This is a genomic window from Anoxybacillus sp. UARK-01 (assembly GCF_002075365.1).
Taxonomy (GTDB): Bacteria; Bacillota; Bacilli; order Bacillales; family Anoxybacillaceae; genus Anoxybacteroides; species Anoxybacteroides rupiense.
In genome coordinates, this window is record NZ_NASY01000042.1 from 13,196 (window position 1) to 28,414 (window position 15,219).

The window sequence follows — 15,219 nt, forward strand, 5'->3', positions numbered from 1 at the left end:
TTTTATACATAAGAGATTAATCGTCTCCATTGAGCAAATCTCCAATGCCTCCAAGAATGCTTCCCTCGCCTACAGATCGGCCACCTGAGCTTGGAGCGGAAGCGATAATACGATCAGCGAGACGGCTGAACGGCAACGATTGCACCCAAACGGTTCCCGGACCGCTTAACGTAGCAAAAAATAACCCCTCTCCGCCGAAAAAGGCTGTTTTGATTTTGCCGACATACTCGATATCGTAGTTCACTTCTTTTGTCATAGCGACTAAGCAGCCAGTATCGATTCGCAACTTTTCCCCAGGCTGAAGCTCACGTTTATAAATGGTTCCCCCAGCATGCAAAAAGGCAAGTCCATCTCCTTCCAGCTTTTGCATGATAAACCCTTCACCGCCAAAGAAGCCGGTACCGAGCTTTCGCTGAAAGTCGATGCCGACGGAGACTCCTTTAGCAGCGCAAAGGAACGAATCCTTTTGACAAATGATTTTACTGCCTAGCTCGCTTAAATCAACAGGGATAATCTTTCCGGGATAAGGAGCGGCAAAGGCGACGCGTCTTTTATCTGTTCCGTTATTCGTAAAGACGGTCATGAACAAACTTTCTCCGGTCAAGAGCCGTTTTCCGGCACCAACAAGCTTGCTAAGAAATCCTTTGCCGGTGCTTGCTCCATCACCAAAAATCGTTTCCATTTCAATTCCATCTTCCATCATCATCATGCCGCCTGCCTCAGCAATAACACTTTCCTGTGGATCTAATTCGATTTCTACGAACTGCATGTCATCTCCATGCAGGGTGTAGTCAATGTCGTGTGCATTCATTTTTTTCACCTCTAAATGACTTTTTATGATGAATCTATTCTTTATACGGAAGGAAATCCCTTTTAGTTTCACTAACAAACCAATGTTTTTTCCATCAATATAACTTAAAAATCGAACCAATCCTTGACGAAATATTGCTAGTCGGAGGCGAGCGGGCGGCTTGCCTTCGCTAGGGAGAGGCGTTGCAAAATCCCACATGTTAAAGTGTTTTTTATATCGGTTAGGATGTTTGAAAATGCTGCTTTTCTGTTTTGCTTTAGGATGATGGAGAGCTGAGTGTGCGAATAAAAAGGCCAGTGCTGCTTATAACAAGATGCAGATCCATGGCCTTTTTCATCTTAAGATCTTTTTGGTTTAGCTTCGTCTTGCGTATAAGGCTCCTTTTCATATGCTGGCAAATCGCCGATATTTGACATGATCTGTTCTTCATCTAATACACGTTCAAAGCTTTGATGTTTCTGCGTAGGGTAAACGGCCATCTGCTGACCATATAAATCAACAGCAGCAAAGTTTTCGAAATCCTCGACATATCCTACGTTTTCTGTTGCTTCTGCGTATGCTTCGTTATAATGGTCCACATCCTGCCAAAGATCGGATAGTGTATCGGATGTTCCGTATTGTGCTACATCTTGCCAGGCATCTTCGGCATCATACGCTACAACATCGCGATGATCAAAATCAAATTTTCCAAATGGGGGCATCAGCACGCCTTCTTCAAGAGGACGCTGGTGTGAAACGGATTGATCTGCACTATGCTCCTTGCAAAATGTAGTCGTTGGCAATGCCTCCAGACGTTCATATGGAATCGGCTTTCGGCATGTTTCACAAATGCCATAGGTTCCGTCATCGATAGCCGCCAACGCATGATGAATGTCAGCTAATTCTCTTTCCGCATGCTCATTAAGTGCCAAATCTTTTTCTCGCTCATACAATTCTGTTGCCTCATCAGCTGGATGATTGTCGTAGCTTGCTAACTCGCCGACTGAATCGTGGGCATGGCTTCTTTCCAAGCCGAAATGATCATTATGATGAAGGCGATTCTCTAGCTCTTGTTTTGCCTTTAGAAGCTGTGCCTGTAAGGCAGATATTTGTTGATTGGTTAACATTAGGAAATACCCCTTCCTCAAAATTCGCTTTTATGATGTAGTATGAACGAAAAATAAAAAAAAACACGGTTAGGCAACCGTGTTATAGCCAGTGACCGATGAGCAGCCCAATCGCCAACAAAAAGCCAAACTGTGTATTGGCTTGTGCCGTCGCTTTCATCGCAGGCATCATTTCAATCGGTTTGGTTTTTCCAATGAATCCTTTTGTAGCTGCCACAGCTTTCGGCACGCTTAGGAAAACAAGCAGCGTCCAAGGAGAAACGACATGTAAAGCTATTAATCCAATCATCCAAGCGAAGGAGACGATAAACATCCCTCCTAATAGACGGATCGCGTTGGTTCTGCCGATTAAAATTGCAAGGGTTTTCCGTCCGTGCTGCTGATCCCCGTCAAGGTCGCGAATATTGTTAGCAAGCAAAATGGCCCCAACTAAAATGGCAATTGGAATAGAAACAACAATTGGAACGAATGTAATGGTTCCTGTTTGAATGAAAAAGGAAATTAAAATGATGATAAGTCCCATAAAAAATCCTGCCGCAAGCTCTCCGAATGGAGTATAAGCAATCGGAATCGGTCCGCCTGTGTAAAAATATCCTGCTGCTACACAAATCGTGCCGACGACAGCAATCCACCAGCTGCTGTTCATACAAATATATACACCAATTAGAATAGAGATTGCGATGAAGGAAAACGCTAACAACAATACGGTTTTAGGTGCAATTCCTTCCCGAACAATGGCTCCGCCAATACCAACAGACTCGGAGGAATCTAAGCCGCGCTTGTAATCATAATACTCATTAAACATATTGGTCGCTGCTTGAATTAATAATGAAGCAATAAGCATAGCCAAAAATAATGTAAGATGAACAGCTGTTTCCCGAAAAGCTAAAGCAGTTCCAATCGAAACAGGCACGAAAGCAGCCGTCAAAGTATGGGGACGTGTCAGGTTCCACCATACACGCCAGCTTCGATTGTATTTCAACGAAGGTGTTGGTTGATGTTTAGGTAATGGTGATTGCATAAATCATACCCCTCATATTAGGATAAAATCAAAGCATAGCTCAAAAAATATTCAAAATAAGTGTAGGTAAACCCTTCACAGGTGTCAACCCCTTAGGAATAGATAAATTATTTCCTGTTATATATAATGGGAAGTGATAATAACTTTTCAGGAATCTAGTTTCATCAAAAAGTTTAGTAATAACAAGAAAGCGGGATGGCAGTGGCGACTTTATATCAGCATCAAATTCGAAAAAAACTAGAGATGATAACAAAATCCGCGTGTCAGCCGTTTGTAAGCTGGAGCGGAATCGTACCGTCTATTGCCCCAGTTTATTTGTTTAAGCTGGGAGAAACGAGCTCGTTTTCTGAGCGTTTTTATTGGTCTGATCGTTCAAACGAGGTTGTTTACGCTGGGATAGGCTGTACATATGTCATCGATGAGGAGGGAGATGGCCCGCGTTTTTCCATCATTGAAGAAAAATGGCACGATTTTTTAAATATGACAGAAGTGCATGGTGAGGAAGAGAAAGCAACCCCTGTTTTATTTGGAGGCTTTTCATTTGATCCTTTAAAAAAGAAAACAGATAAATGGACGCATTTTTCAAATGCAAAATTTATTGTTCCGACGGTTCTATTATCTCTAAAAAAAGACTGTGCAATGATTACGATTACGGTTCCTTCAAAAAATAACCAGAGCATGCTTGAAGAAATTGATCGCCTGCTTGGGTTGTTATATACCAAATCATTCCATTCAACTCCCTCTCTTCCGCGTTGTGTGACATACGAAGAGATCCGAACGGATGAATGGATACATGCTGTGCGGCAAATCATTGACGGAATACAACAAGGAAGTTTTGATAAAGTGGTGTTAGCGCGAGAGGTACGCCTTCAATTTGATGGACAGCTCACGCCAAGCGCCGTGCTGGAGCACTTGTGTGAGCAGCAGCCGTTTAGCTATCTGTTTGCATTTGAACAAGCCGGCAGCTGTTTTATCGGTGCTTCCCCTGAACAGCTTGTAAAAAAAGAAGAACATACATTTTATTCAACGTGTTTAGCTGGCTCGATTCGTCGCGGACGTACAAGCAGTGAGGATGAATCCCTTGGCCAAGTGCTTTTACAGGATGAAAAAAATTTACACGAACATCGGTTCGTTGTCGAAATGATTAGACAAGCGATGCAGGATGTGTGTGAGGATGTCAAAATTTCCCCGGAACCACAGCTGCTAAAAATGAGAGATATTCAACACTTATATACTCCTGTGATCGGTAAAAGCGACAGCCGTGTTTCCTTGCTTTCGGTTGTGGAACGGCTTCATCCGACCCCTGCCCTTGGAGGAGCTCCAAAAGAGAAGGCGCTTGAAATGATTCGAGAAGCTGAGCCGCTAGACCGAGGATGGTATGCTGCTCCCATTGGTTGGATGAATGCAATGGGAGATGGAGAGTTTGCCGTTGCCATTCGCTCCGGTTTGCTGCAAGGAAATGAAGCTTTCCTTTTTGCGGGATGCGGTGTTGTGGGCGATTCAGAGCCGTTCAGCGAATATGAAGAAACAAACGTGAAATTGAAACCAATGTTATCCGCATTAGGAGTGAAGCAAGATGAGCGATGATTTAACACTGTATGTCTCTGCGTTTGTAGATGAGCTGGCCAAGACCGGGATAGAAGATGTGGTCGTAAGTCCGGGATCGCGCTCTACCCCTTTTGCCATGGTGATGGCAGAGCATCCAAAAATGCGCGTACATATGAATATTGATGAGCGCTCTGCCGCTTTTTTTGCATTGGGGATGGCAAAAGCCAAACGAAAACCTGTCGCTCTTCTTTGTACATCGGGAACGGCTGCGGCAAACTATGTACCTGCTGTAGTAGAGGCCTATTATTCAAGGGTTCCTCTCGTCGTTCTTACAGCTGATCGTCCTCATGAACTCCGCGATGTCGGAGCGCCGCAGGCAATCGATCAAATTCATTTGTATGGAAAGCATGCCAAATGGTTTGTCGATATGGCGCTTCCAGAAAGCTCAAATGAAATGCTGCGCTATGCTCGAATGATGGCAGCGAGAGCGGCAGCCGTGGCGATGAGTGCGCCGCGAGGTCCTGTCCACTTAAATTTTCCGCTCCGTGAACCGCTTGTGCCAGCTGTTACAGATCAAACATGGGAGCAAATTAACGAAAAGGAAGCATCTTATATTCAAATTGCTATCGGTAAAAAAACACTAGATGATGCGCAGTTTCATCAATTATATAAGCAGCTTTCATGTATTGAAAAAGGCCTTATTGTTTGCGGAAATATGGATGAGCCGGAATTTGCGGAAGCGGTCACTGAACTTGCCGAAGCGCTACAATACCCGATTTTGGCTGATCCACTTTCTCAGTTGCGCAGTGGAACTCATACGAAAGACTATATTATTGAAAGCTATGATGCTATTTTTAAAGACGCAGCAATAGCGGAAGCGCTGCTTCCAGACGTTGTTATTCGATTTGGTGCCATGCCGATTTCAAAACCGCTTTTACTTATGCTAAAGCGGCATCCGTCCATTACCCAAATTGTGGTGGACGGGGAAGGCGGATGGCGTGAGCCAACTTTTACTGCTTCGCAAATGATTTATTGTGACGAAATTGAATTTTGCCGACGCTTAGCGGAACTTGGGTCCGCTGATCGCCGTGTGCCAAACGAATGGATGCAACTATGGCAGGACATCAATAAGCTGGCTAAAGAAGAGCTTTTGGAAGCAGGAAAAGAAGAAGAAATGTTTGAAGGAAAAGTATTTATCGAGCTGACGGAGCTTTTACCAGAGAAGTCTACGCTATTTGTCGGCAACAGCATGCCGGTTCGCGATGCCGACACGTTTTTTATGACGAACGATAAGCAAATCCGCTTAATGGCGAATCGTGGCGCCAATGGCATTGATGGGGTTGTTTCAAGCGCTTTAGGAGCTAGCCTTGAAGCCGATCCGCTTGTGCTTGTGATTGGCGATCTTTCCTTTTATCATGATTTAAATGGCTTGCTAGCAGCGAAGCTTTATCAGCTGCATGCGACCATTATTGTTATTAATAATAATGGAGGCGGCATTTTTTCATTTTTGCCGCAAGCAAGGCAAGAAAAGCATTTTGAAGCATTGTTTGGCACTCCGACCGATTTGCGGTTTGAGCATATTATCCGCATGTATGATGGCTATTATCAAAAGGTGGATACATGGGACGAGTTCCGTTATTACGTAAAGCATTCTATCCAATCTCAAGGGCTGCATGTCATCGAGCTGTGTACATCAAGGAAAGAAAATGTAACCAAACATCAATGGCTTTGGAAAAATGTCACAGAGAGAATAACGGAGTTTCTTCAAAAAAGGGGAAGATTATGAAAAAACGGATTCGCGGTGTTTCCTATCATGTAGAAGTTTATGGGGAAGGTCCGCCGCTTTTATTGCTACACGGCTTTACAGGGAGTACAGAAACATGGTATCCGCTTATTCCGTATTGGAAAAATTGGCAGCTCGTTATGGTTGATATTATAGGACATGGTTTAACAGAGTGTCCGGATGAACTCGACCGCTATCATATCGAAAGCGTAGCGGCTGATTTGCATGAATTGTTGCAGCAGCTGGAAATTCATCGTGCTCACGTTCTTGGCTATTCGATGGGGGGAAGGCTCGCGCTTACCTTTGCCGTTCGCTATCCGCAGCAAGTAGAAACATTGTTGCTAGAAAGCAGCTCGCCTGGACTAAAGACCGAAGAGGAACGCCAATTGCGCATTCAGAACGATGAGGCGCTGGCGATGGAAATTGAGCAATATGGAGTGCAAGCATTTATTGACAAATGGGAGCAACAGCCGCTTTTTGCTACGCAAAGACAGCTGCCTGAGACGGCCAGAAGGCGAATTCGTACAGAACGATTAAGGCATCAAGCCAAAGGGCTAGCCAATAGCTTGCGCGGCATGGGAACAGGAAGACAGCCCTCTTGGTGGGAACACTTGTCGCAAATAAAAGCCCCAACACTGCTTCTTTGCGGGGAACTTGATCAGAAATTTTGCCAAATAGCGTCAAAGATGGTTGAACTGCTGCCCAATTCGTACATGTCGAAAATTTCCGATGCGGGACATGCAATTCATGTGGAACAACCAGAAATTTTTGCTAAAATAATAAATGAGTTTATTGAAAGAGGAGGATGTGTGAATGGCGATTGAATGGGTAGCTGAGCGCAAGTACGAAGATATTCTATACGAAACGTACAATGGCATTGCTAAAATCACGATCAACCGTCCAGAAGTACATAATGCCTTTCGTCCAAAGACGGTTCAAGAGTTAATTGATGCGTTTTCATACGCTCGTGATGATGCCAATATCGGCGTCATTATTTTAACGGGTGCAGGCGGAAAAGCGTTTTGCTCTGGCGGGGACCAAAAAGTGAGAGGCCATGGTGGCTATGTAGGCGAGGATCAAATCCCACGCTTGAACGTATTGGATTTACAGCGTCTGATTCGCGTGATCCCTAAACCGGTCATCGCAATGGTAGCCGGTTATGCGATCGGCGGTGGACATGTATTGCATGTTGTTTGCGATTTAACGATTGCAGCAGATAACGCTATTTTTGGACAAACAGGTCCGAAGGTAGGAAGCTTTGACGGAGGCTATGGAGCCGGTTATTTAGCTCGTATCGTTGGCCACAAAAAGGCTCGTGAAATTTGGTACTTATGCCGCCAATATAACGCTCAAGAAGCATTAGAAATGGGACTTGTCAACAAAGTGGTTCCGTTGGAACAACTAGAGGAAGAGACGGTAAAATGGGCGGAAGAAATTTTAGAAAAAAGCCCAACAGCGATTCGTTTCCTAAAAGCGGCATTCAATGCTGACTCTGATGGCTTAGCAGGCATTCAGCAGCTTGCTGGCGATGCTACATTACTTTACTATACGACAGAAGAGGCAAAAGAAGGAAGAGATGCGTTCAAAGAAAAACGCAAACCGGATTTCAAACAGTTCCCGCGTTTTCCATAATGCAAAAACGTAGCAGCTTGAATGTGATGGATCAAGCTGTAGAACGGTAGACAAAGTCCATTTAGACTTTGTCTACCGTTATTTTAAGGGTCTTTTCATTTAGACTGTCTTGAAAACGCTGGATGGACAGGGAACGCAGCAAACGAAGATGAGCGAATCAAACCGAGATGCTCATGAGCGGATGAGTGATGCGATTCACTTAGGATGAAAACGTTCGTTAACAGTCTGAAGCTGCTTCTTTGTATCAAGCAAAGGAGGGGACTTTATGTATACATCAACACCAAACTGGCTTATGCAGCGTGCGTTTTTGACTCCAGAACGCATTGCTGTTTACGAGGGAAGTGGGCAAAAAACATTTGCTGAGCTTCATACAGCAGCGGTAAGAGCGGCGGGAAGGCTAGCTTATCTTGGCGTCCAACGCGGTGATATTGTCGCTATATTGATGAAAAATAGCACGGCGATGGTGGAAATCATTCATGGACTTCATTATATTGGAGCCGTTGTATTGTTGCAAAATATAAGATTAACAGCCTCAGAATTGAATTGGCAAATTGAAGATAGCGGAGCGAAATGGTGGATTGTCGATGAACAATGGCGCGATGATGCCAACAGCAGCTCAGTTCCTGTTGTAACGGCAACAGAGCTTGCTTCATTGCCAGAGCAAGAGGTGCCGCTTCAGCAAGAATATGATTTTCACGAAGTAGCAACAATTATGTATACATCGGGCACAACAGGAAAGCCAAAGGGAGTATTACAAACTTATGGAAATCATTGGTGGAGCGCGATTGGCTCAGCTTTAAATTTAGGCTTATTGGAAAGGGATTGTTGGCTTGCCGCTGTTCCGTTCTTTCATATAAGTGGGTTGTCGATCTTGATGAGAAGTGTGATTTATGGAATGAGCGTTTATGTGATGCAGCACTTTGATGCGAAAAAAGCAAATGAGATCATTCTAGGAGAAAAAGCCACGATTATGTCTGTTGTCAGCACCATGCTACAGCAAATGATTTCCGAATTGGGAAGCTTGACATATCCCCATACATTCCGGTGTATGCTGCTTGGGGGAGGACCCGCGCCAAAGCCGCTGCTGGAAGCGTGCCGCGATAAAGGAATTCCTGTGTATCAAACTTATGGAATGACAGAAACGGCATCACAAATTGTTACATTAGCGCCAGAGTATAGTTTTTCTAAGCTAGGGTCAGCAGGAAAAACGCTTTTTCCCGCTCAGCTTCGCGTCGAAACGGATGGGCGAACAGCTAGGCCGTATGAACCTGGAGAAATTGTTGTGAAGGGGCCAAATGTAGCGAAAGGATATTTGCATCGGCCAGAAGCAACTAAAAAAGCGTTACGGAATGGCTGGTTTTATACAGGGGATATGGGCTATATAGATGAAGAAGGGTTTCTTTATGTTCTTGATCGCCGATCCGATTTGATTATTTCTGGCGGTGAAAATATTTATCCGGCAGAGATTGAAGCGATACTGCTTTCGCATGAAACGGTCGAAGAAGCGGGAGTGACGGGAGTGGAAGATGAGCGCTGGGGACAGGTGCCTTATGCTTTTGTTAAACTGAGAAATGGCGTATCGGTTACACCGCCACAGCTTTTAGAATTTTGTCGGGAGCGCTTGGCAAAGTACAAGGTGCCAAAACGTATATATATAGTAGATGAGCTGCCGCGCAATGCGGCCAAAAAGCTGTTGCGGCGCCAATTAATTCATTTAATTCCAAAACACGAACAATAAAAAAAGAGGTAATCCGTCTATATAAACGGATGAACCTCTTTTTATTTTTATGGCTTAACTATTCATATAAAGGAATTGATACAAATTGAAACGATAGACAACTGCTAGCCTATTTCGTTTTCTTCTGCACAGCCTGTGTCCCGCTTTTTCTATGACATAACAGGGAAAATTCCGAATTATGGTAAAATGCGGATAAAGATAAGCTCTTTTATAGCTCGTCGTTTGGTACGAACGTTTTACAGTCCGTCTCGCCAGAGTTAGAAGCTTCTGTTCCGGTGTGACTGACTACATAAATGGCTTCTGCACTGCAGCGATTTCCTTCTGCCCAGTAATGACAGTTTTTCACTTCACAAAGCACATCTTTTGCCATCGTGATTCCCTCCATAAGTTTAGTAAATTTAATACATTTTTATTTTTGACTGATTAAAAAAAGATATAACGGAAATAATAAGAAATTTTATATCTATTGACATAGAGAATCATTCTCAATTAGAATAAAAATAAAGTTGAAAGCAATGGAGGGAAAGAAAATATGTCATCGTTGCTTGTAGTAGGTGCTGATCATCTCGGAAATATTACCGATAAATTGATAAATTCAGGATTTAAGGAAATTATTCATCTGGATGGCCGCAAAGTGAATATGGTTAAGCGGGATATTCCTGAACATATCGATCTTGTTCTGGTGATGACCGACTATGTTAATCATAATTTAGCCAAAGTAATTAAGCAAAAAGCGAAAAACCAAGAAAAACCGATTTATTTTGTAAAGCGTTCATGGAGTTCTATTCATCCTGTGCTGCAAAAAGCGAAAGTAACGAAACAAGCGAATTGAGAGGTGGAGGGATACATAAATGAGTGCCGTCAAGCTATGTATGCCTCAAAATTGGTGTCAGCTAGTAGGTGAAGCGATGAAAAAAATCATTACAGAATATTATCAGGCTCCTTCTTCGTCGCGATCCGCTTCACTTGTATTAAAGCTTGTAGAAAAACATTGGCGCCACGTAGATCAAGAAGTGTTTCATTCCAACATCCACTATTATACAGTACTGGCGAAAACGACCGACTATTTACTTCGTTTTTTAGACCCGACGATTGACTGGTTTCTTTTATTTGAGAGAATTGAATATGGGGCGAAACATGTCGATGTTGATATTGCATACAAACAAGATGAAATGTGCATCATCCGCAAATTTATCCTCCAAGAGGATGAAGCGTTTTATTCTTATTATATGAATAGGATAGCAGCGGCATTTGAGAGCGAAAGAAGAGAGAGCTCTAAAACAGTAGCAGTAGAATTTTGTTCGCTTCTCACTGGACAATGCCAAATACAGGCTGTCGTTGCGCAAAATCGTTTAAAACAGTTGAAAACAAAATAAATTAAGATAAAATAAACATAGATGATAATGAAAATCGTTTTAAAGTTACTGGGGGATGTAGCTATGGGAAAAAAACCGTGGAAGGTTATGACGACAACGGCCATGATTTCATCACTCTTGCTGGCTTCAGCGTGTTCACCAACCAATGAAGCGAGCGAGAAAAAACAGAAAGGTGAGACATCAGCCAATATTTCTGTGCCGGTGAACGATTATTCTTTTGATACAGCCGGCAACATGTTTGCGTATTCAGAATTTGAGTTGTCAGGGGAGCCTTTGGCCGAGGGGCTTGGACTTGATTTGGATGTATTGGATGCGCGTAAAATGGATAAACCGACAAAATTTGATTATATTGCAGGGATTGAATCATACGAATACTCAGAAGAAGCAATGTACGAGGTCACGGAGAAGTCGGGACTTGGGCTGCATTTGATTTATGGCCCAATGACAGAGCAGCAGGCGCAAAAAGCGCAGAAGTCAAACGATGAGGTGTTGGCAGAGCGATTTTACCAATTGGCTGACAGTGTAGGGTATGCGCATGAAGAAATTTTCCGCAATATGTTTCCGACAATGATTGAATATGCAGGCGGTGATCCGCATTATGCCCAAAAAGTCGATACAGACGTGTATGCGGAAAATAATGACAAAACCTATGTTCCGGTTTATCAAGTCGATTTTCAATCGCTTCGTTGGGATCGGAGCAAAATGGAGAAACGATTAACTCCTTCTGCCTATGGCGGCACATTTTTAAAACAGGCATTATGGGCTGGAGATTTTTTAGGTGGCTTACATACCGTTGATAAAGATGAAGAGATTGAAGCGAAAACCAAAAATGACGATCAAGATCCTAACATTGCGCTTGGAGTAAGCTCCGCAGATGGCATGCAAGGCATGATTTTAACTGAAGAAATTTGGAACAAGCTTAATTTTGTCCGCGACCATTTATTTTACAGTGCGAAACAGCAAGGGCTAACAAAAGCAGCAGGAAGCCAATATAATCCTCAAAGCGGCTGGGTATATTTGCCTCATGAAATTGAGGTGATAGAAGATGGGAATGAATTGGCGCCAAAGGTAAAACAGCTCATTGTGAAGGATAAAAGAAGCTTGTTGCAAGATCAATGGCTGATGCTTTGGCCTGCATCAGAATTCTATGGTGTGACAGATCAGCGGCCGGATAATAAAAATCAAAATCCTGCTTTTCTAGCTGTATTTGACGGATCGCCATATCCAAGTGCGCCGAAAGAAAATCTCGATCAAAATCCAACGAATGATGTTGTTTCGAATGATCCATATTCAGTGAATCGCGATGTGCTATTGCAGGTGTTTAAAAATATTGATGCCATGCACTTTAATCAAGAAGTAGGCGCTTTTGTTGAAGAGAATAACGGAAGTGCACAAGGAAAACGAGTAGATACGTTCCAGGCAGGCTATACGATGGAAGCGCTGCGCATTTTTGAGCGCGCGATTGATGGATTGCCTGTGGGTTACGCAAGCGGAGAAGATGCCCAAGGCCTTGGCACTCCTGAAGGAAAACGTGCACTTGAACTGATCAAAAAACAAGCTGATTTTATCATGAATGAATTAATAAGGGAAGATGGCCTTGTAGCAAATGGCTGGATCATTGGTCAAGGTCCTGAAACAGACGAACCTACTCTTCTTGCCCAACTCGGTGCGATTCGCGGTCTCACAGCGGCATTTTTAGCGACGAAAGACGAGCAATACCGGGAGGCGGCACGTAAAATTTATGAAGCGATGGACAAGCATTTTTGGGATCAAAAACTCCGTGTTTATAAGACGGGAAAAAATGAAATGAAATATACTCCATTTGTAGCTGGAGCGTTATCAGGTGTGCTGCGCATTGCCCTTAACAATCTCAATAACACGGACTCCGATCAGCCTGTCAAAGTACTGGAAAGAGAGACCATCATTTCGCGCTATGTTGATTTTTATGATCGGATTATTGATGGTCCAAGCATCAAGGAAGGAATGCAGGCCAGTGAATTTTGGGATACCGGAGATGTGTATATAAAAGGCGACAAATCAGGCAATACAGATGGGGACAATGTGCCACAAGTGCAAGCAGGACACGGAAAATATGGAATTGCGCCAATTTTATTGAATGTGGAAGTAAAACCAAAAAAAGAATAAATAATGGATAAAAGCGGCAAGCATTGAGATTTGCCGCTTTTTCATATAAAATGATAATGGTTTTCATTTTCGTGAATCAAAATGGGGGAAACGCTGATGAAAAGAGGGGTCTTACTTATTTTTTTTCTGATTCTAACGAGTTGTCAGGCAAGTCCAGTGTTTCATTCAGACCAAAAAACCATTCGCCACTATGCCGTCCACAGCGACAATATTGCCATTAACAAAAAAGGAACTATGCTGTATATCGCCAATATTGATGTTCCTTCTGTCACGCTAATCGATGCAAAGACGAATCAGAAAAAAGCAGAGATTGCTGTCGGAAAGGAGCCTAGACAGCTTGCATTAAGTCCGGACGAACAATTTTTATACGTGTCCTGTATGCATGATGACCGAGTAGATATTATTTCGCTTAAAGAGAAAAAAGTGATGGGTCATTTAAAAACAGGAATTGAACCATTTGGAGTTGTGACAAGCCAGGACGGAAGAACGCTTTACGTAGCTAATTATCGTTCAGGAACGGTATCAGTATTTGATTTGGAAAAGCAAAAAGAAACGAAAGAAATTCCAGTTGGTGATCGACCGCGTACGCTGGCGCTAACGGCTGATGGCCGAAAGTTGTATGTACCTCATTATCTAGATGGAAAAATAAGTGTGATTGATACGAAAAAAAATCAAGTCATCAAAGAAATTACGTTAGCGCCATCACCGGATCAGGAGGATCGGAAAAAGAGCCAAGGTATTCCGAACACGCTTGAGCAGTTTGTCATTGCACCAGATGGAAAAAAAGCCTACATTCCTCATTTACTGACGAATATTGATACGCCGATTCAGTTTGAAGAAACGGTTTTTCCGGCCATTTCTGTCATTGATCTTGCATCCGATCGAGAATTGGTGGATGAGAGAAAGGAATTATTCACGGAAATCAATGTCCAAGATGTGAAAAATGAAACGATCATTGTTTCGAATCCATATGATATTGTGTTTCAGCCAGATGGAAGCAAAATGTACGCAGTGATGTCAGGAAGCGAAGATTTAGTCGTATTTGATTTAAAACGCGGCGGAAACGCAACCCAAATTTTGCGGCGCATTGAAGGGAATAATCCGAGAGGGATTGTAATTTCACCGGATGGAAAGCAATTATTTGTCCACAATGCAATGAGCCATGATCTTGCCGTCATTCATACAGGAGGCAAAGCGCCTTATGCGAAAGCAAGATCAGTAAAAGGAACGATACGCTTAATTGCCAAAGATTCTTTATCACCACTTGTCCGTGAAGGAAAGACGATTTTTTATAGCGCGAATAGCGACGAATTTGCGATCGATATTACAGGAAATAACTGGATGAGTTGTGCTTCCTGCCATAGTGACGGGGAAATAAACGGGCTGACACTTTTGACGCCCAAAGGGCCGCGCAACGTGCCAAGCAATGTGCTAACGACCAAGACGGGATTGTTTATGTGGGATGGCTCTCGCGATGATTTTAGCGATTACATTCATACGGTACAAAATGAAATGGGCGGGATGATGGCCCTTGATCCAGGGAAGCCGCTGCCATCGGATGTGCAGCATATGTATGATGCGATTCTTGCGTATTTAGATGATCCTCATTCGTTTCCTGTACCGAAAAGCCCGTATCGAAATAAAGATGGAAGCTTGACAGCAAAAGCGCAAGAAGGCGAAAAGTTGTTTAACGGTAAAGGGAACTGTCTCAGCTGTCATCGAGGAGAATATTTTACAGATAGTACAAAAGCAGTGGACGATCAAGGAGTATTGACGATAGCGAATACCGCTTATTTACATGATATTGGCACAGCGAATCCACAGGATAAAGCTTCAAATGGAGACGCGAGAGCCCATTTTGCCAACCCTCGCACACCAAAACAATGGGATACGCCGACATTGCGAGGAGTTTGGGCGACGGCCCCTTACTTGCATGATGGCAGCGCCAAAACGATCGAAGAAGCCATTCAGCGCCATCAGACAAAAGAGGTGACAAGCTTAACAAAAGGAGAAATAGCCGCTATTGCGGAATATGTGCGTTCACTTGAATAAAGTCACC

At 43.3% G+C, this 15,219-nt stretch carries 13 protein-coding genes; 9 read left to right on the forward strand and 4 right to left on the reverse strand.

The window, feature by feature from the left end:
* Positions 1–16 precede the first annotated feature (16 nt).
* The 3 genes from B6A27_RS09805 to B6A27_RS09815 form a co-directional block, all read right to left on the reverse strand.
* A complete protein-coding gene (locus B6A27_RS09805) occupies positions 17–811 on the reverse strand; it encodes a TIGR00266 family protein (protein ID WP_080862016.1) in 795 nt (264 codons plus the stop codon).
* A gap of 338 nt (positions 812–1,149) precedes the next feature.
* Positions 1,150–1,917 carry a yteA family sporulation protein gene (locus tag B6A27_RS09810; protein ID WP_080862017.1) on the reverse strand — a complete coding sequence of 256 codons (768 nt, stop codon included), beginning with the start codon at positions 1,915–1,917 and terminating at the stop codon, positions 1,150–1,152.
* Between the two features lie 82 nt (positions 1,918–1,999).
* Positions 2,000–2,938, reverse strand: coding sequence for a 1,4-dihydroxy-2-naphthoate polyprenyltransferase (locus B6A27_RS09815; protein WP_044745837.1), 939 nt, complete (start codon positions 2,936–2,938; stop codon positions 2,000–2,002).
* A gap of 201 nt (positions 2,939–3,139) precedes the next feature.
* Between B6A27_RS09815 and B6A27_RS09820 the strand changes: the two genes are divergently transcribed.
* The 5 genes from B6A27_RS09820 (at position 3,140) to B6A27_RS09840 (ending at position 9,639) form a co-directional block, all read left to right on the forward strand.
* A complete protein-coding gene (locus B6A27_RS09820; protein ID WP_080862144.1) occupies positions 3,140–4,525 on the forward strand; it encodes an isochorismate synthase in 1,386 nt (461 codons plus the stop codon).
* A complete protein-coding gene (menD, locus tag B6A27_RS09825; RefSeq protein WP_080862018.1) occupies positions 4,515–6,272 on the forward strand; it encodes a 2-succinyl-5-enolpyruvyl-6-hydroxy-3-cyclohexene-1-carboxylic-acid synthase in 1,758 nt (585 codons plus the stop codon). The genes B6A27_RS09820 and menD overlap by 11 nt, the downstream gene beginning before the upstream one ends.
* Entirely contained in the window at positions 6,269–7,093 is an 825-nt protein-coding gene (gene menH, locus B6A27_RS09830) for a 2-succinyl-6-hydroxy-2,4-cyclohexadiene-1-carboxylate synthase (RefSeq protein ID WP_080862019.1), read from the forward strand. Before menD ends, menH begins: the two co-directional genes overlap by 4 nt.
* Positions 7,083–7,901: a 1,4-dihydroxy-2-naphthoyl-CoA synthase gene (gene menB / locus B6A27_RS09835; RefSeq protein WP_044745840.1), complete on the forward strand. Its 819-nt coding sequence runs from the start codon at positions 7,083–7,085 to the stop codon at positions 7,899–7,901. Before menH ends, menB begins: the two co-directional genes overlap by 11 nt.
* Positions 7,902–8,166: 265 nt before the next feature.
* Entirely contained in the window at positions 8,167–9,639 is a 1,473-nt protein-coding gene (locus B6A27_RS09840) for an o-succinylbenzoate--CoA ligase (protein WP_080862020.1), read from the forward strand.
* 208 nt (positions 9,640–9,847) lie between these two features.
* On the opposite strand, the gene B6A27_RS09845 is transcribed toward B6A27_RS09840, so the two are convergent.
* Positions 9,848–10,009: a DUF1540 domain-containing protein gene (locus tag B6A27_RS09845; RefSeq protein ID WP_080862021.1), complete on the reverse strand. Its 162-nt coding sequence runs from the start codon at positions 10,007–10,009 to the stop codon at positions 9,848–9,850.
* Between the two features lie 162 nt (positions 10,010–10,171).
* On the opposite strand from B6A27_RS09845, the gene B6A27_RS09850 reads away from it, so the two are divergent.
* The 4 genes from B6A27_RS09850 (at position 10,172) to B6A27_RS09865 (ending at position 15,212) form a co-directional block, all read left to right on the forward strand.
* Positions 10,172–10,471 (forward strand): DUF2325 domain-containing protein, encoded by a 300-nt coding sequence (locus B6A27_RS09850; protein ID WP_080862022.1) that lies wholly within the window; start codon positions 10,172–10,174, stop codon positions 10,469–10,471.
* 19 nt (positions 10,472–10,490) lie between these two features.
* Positions 10,491–11,015 carry a hypothetical protein gene (locus tag B6A27_RS09855; protein ID WP_080862023.1) on the forward strand — a complete coding sequence of 175 codons (525 nt, stop codon included), beginning with the start codon at positions 10,491–10,493 and terminating at the stop codon, positions 11,013–11,015.
* Between the two features lie 63 nt (positions 11,016–11,078).
* Positions 11,079–13,160 (forward strand): hypothetical protein, encoded by a 2,082-nt coding sequence (locus tag B6A27_RS09860; protein WP_080862024.1) that lies wholly within the window; start codon positions 11,079–11,081, stop codon positions 13,158–13,160.
* 96 nt (positions 13,161–13,256) lie between these two features.
* The gene (locus B6A27_RS09865) at positions 13,257–15,212 is read left to right on the forward strand and encodes a beta-propeller fold lactonase family protein (RefSeq protein WP_080862025.1); all 1,956 of its coding nucleotides are present in this window, start codon (positions 13,257–13,259) and stop codon (positions 15,210–15,212) included.
* Positions 15,213–15,219: the final 7 nt, after the last annotated feature.

Bases quoted from the DNA above. Each gene is read 5' to 3' on its own strand.
- B6A27_RS09805 (WP_080862016.1), bottom strand. From the start codon at position 811: ATGAATGCACACGACATTGACTACACCCTGCATGGAGATGACATGCAG.
- B6A27_RS09810 (WP_080862017.1), bottom strand. From the start codon at position 1,917: ATGTTAACCAATCAACAAATATCTGCCTTACAGGCACAGCTTCTAAAG.
- B6A27_RS09815 (WP_044745837.1), bottom strand. From the start codon at position 2,938: ATGCAATCACCATTACCTAAACATCAACCAACACCTTCGTTGAAATAC.
- menD (WP_080862018.1), top strand. From the start codon at position 4,515: ATGAGCGATGATTTAACACTGTATGTCTCTGCGTTTGTAGATGAGCTG.
- menH (WP_080862019.1), top strand. From the start codon at position 6,269: ATGAAAAAACGGATTCGCGGTGTTTCCTATCATGTAGAAGTTTATGGG.
- menB (WP_044745840.1), top strand. From the start codon at position 7,083: ATGGCGATTGAATGGGTAGCTGAGCGCAAGTACGAAGATATTCTATAC.
- B6A27_RS09840 (WP_080862020.1), top strand. From the start codon at position 8,167: ATGTATACATCAACACCAAACTGGCTTATGCAGCGTGCGTTTTTGACT.
- B6A27_RS09845 (WP_080862021.1), bottom strand. From the start codon at position 10,009: ATGGCAAAAGATGTGCTTTGTGAAGTGAAAAACTGTCATTACTGGGCA.
- B6A27_RS09850 (WP_080862022.1), top strand. From the start codon at position 10,172: ATGTCATCGTTGCTTGTAGTAGGTGCTGATCATCTCGGAAATATTACC.
- B6A27_RS09855 (WP_080862023.1), top strand. From the start codon at position 10,491: ATGAGTGCCGTCAAGCTATGTATGCCTCAAAATTGGTGTCAGCTAGTA.
- B6A27_RS09860 (WP_080862024.1), top strand. From the start codon at position 11,079: ATGGGAAAAAAACCGTGGAAGGTTATGACGACAACGGCCATGATTTCA.
- B6A27_RS09865 (WP_080862025.1), top strand. From the start codon at position 13,257: ATGAAAAGAGGGGTCTTACTTATTTTTTTTCTGATTCTAACGAGTTGT.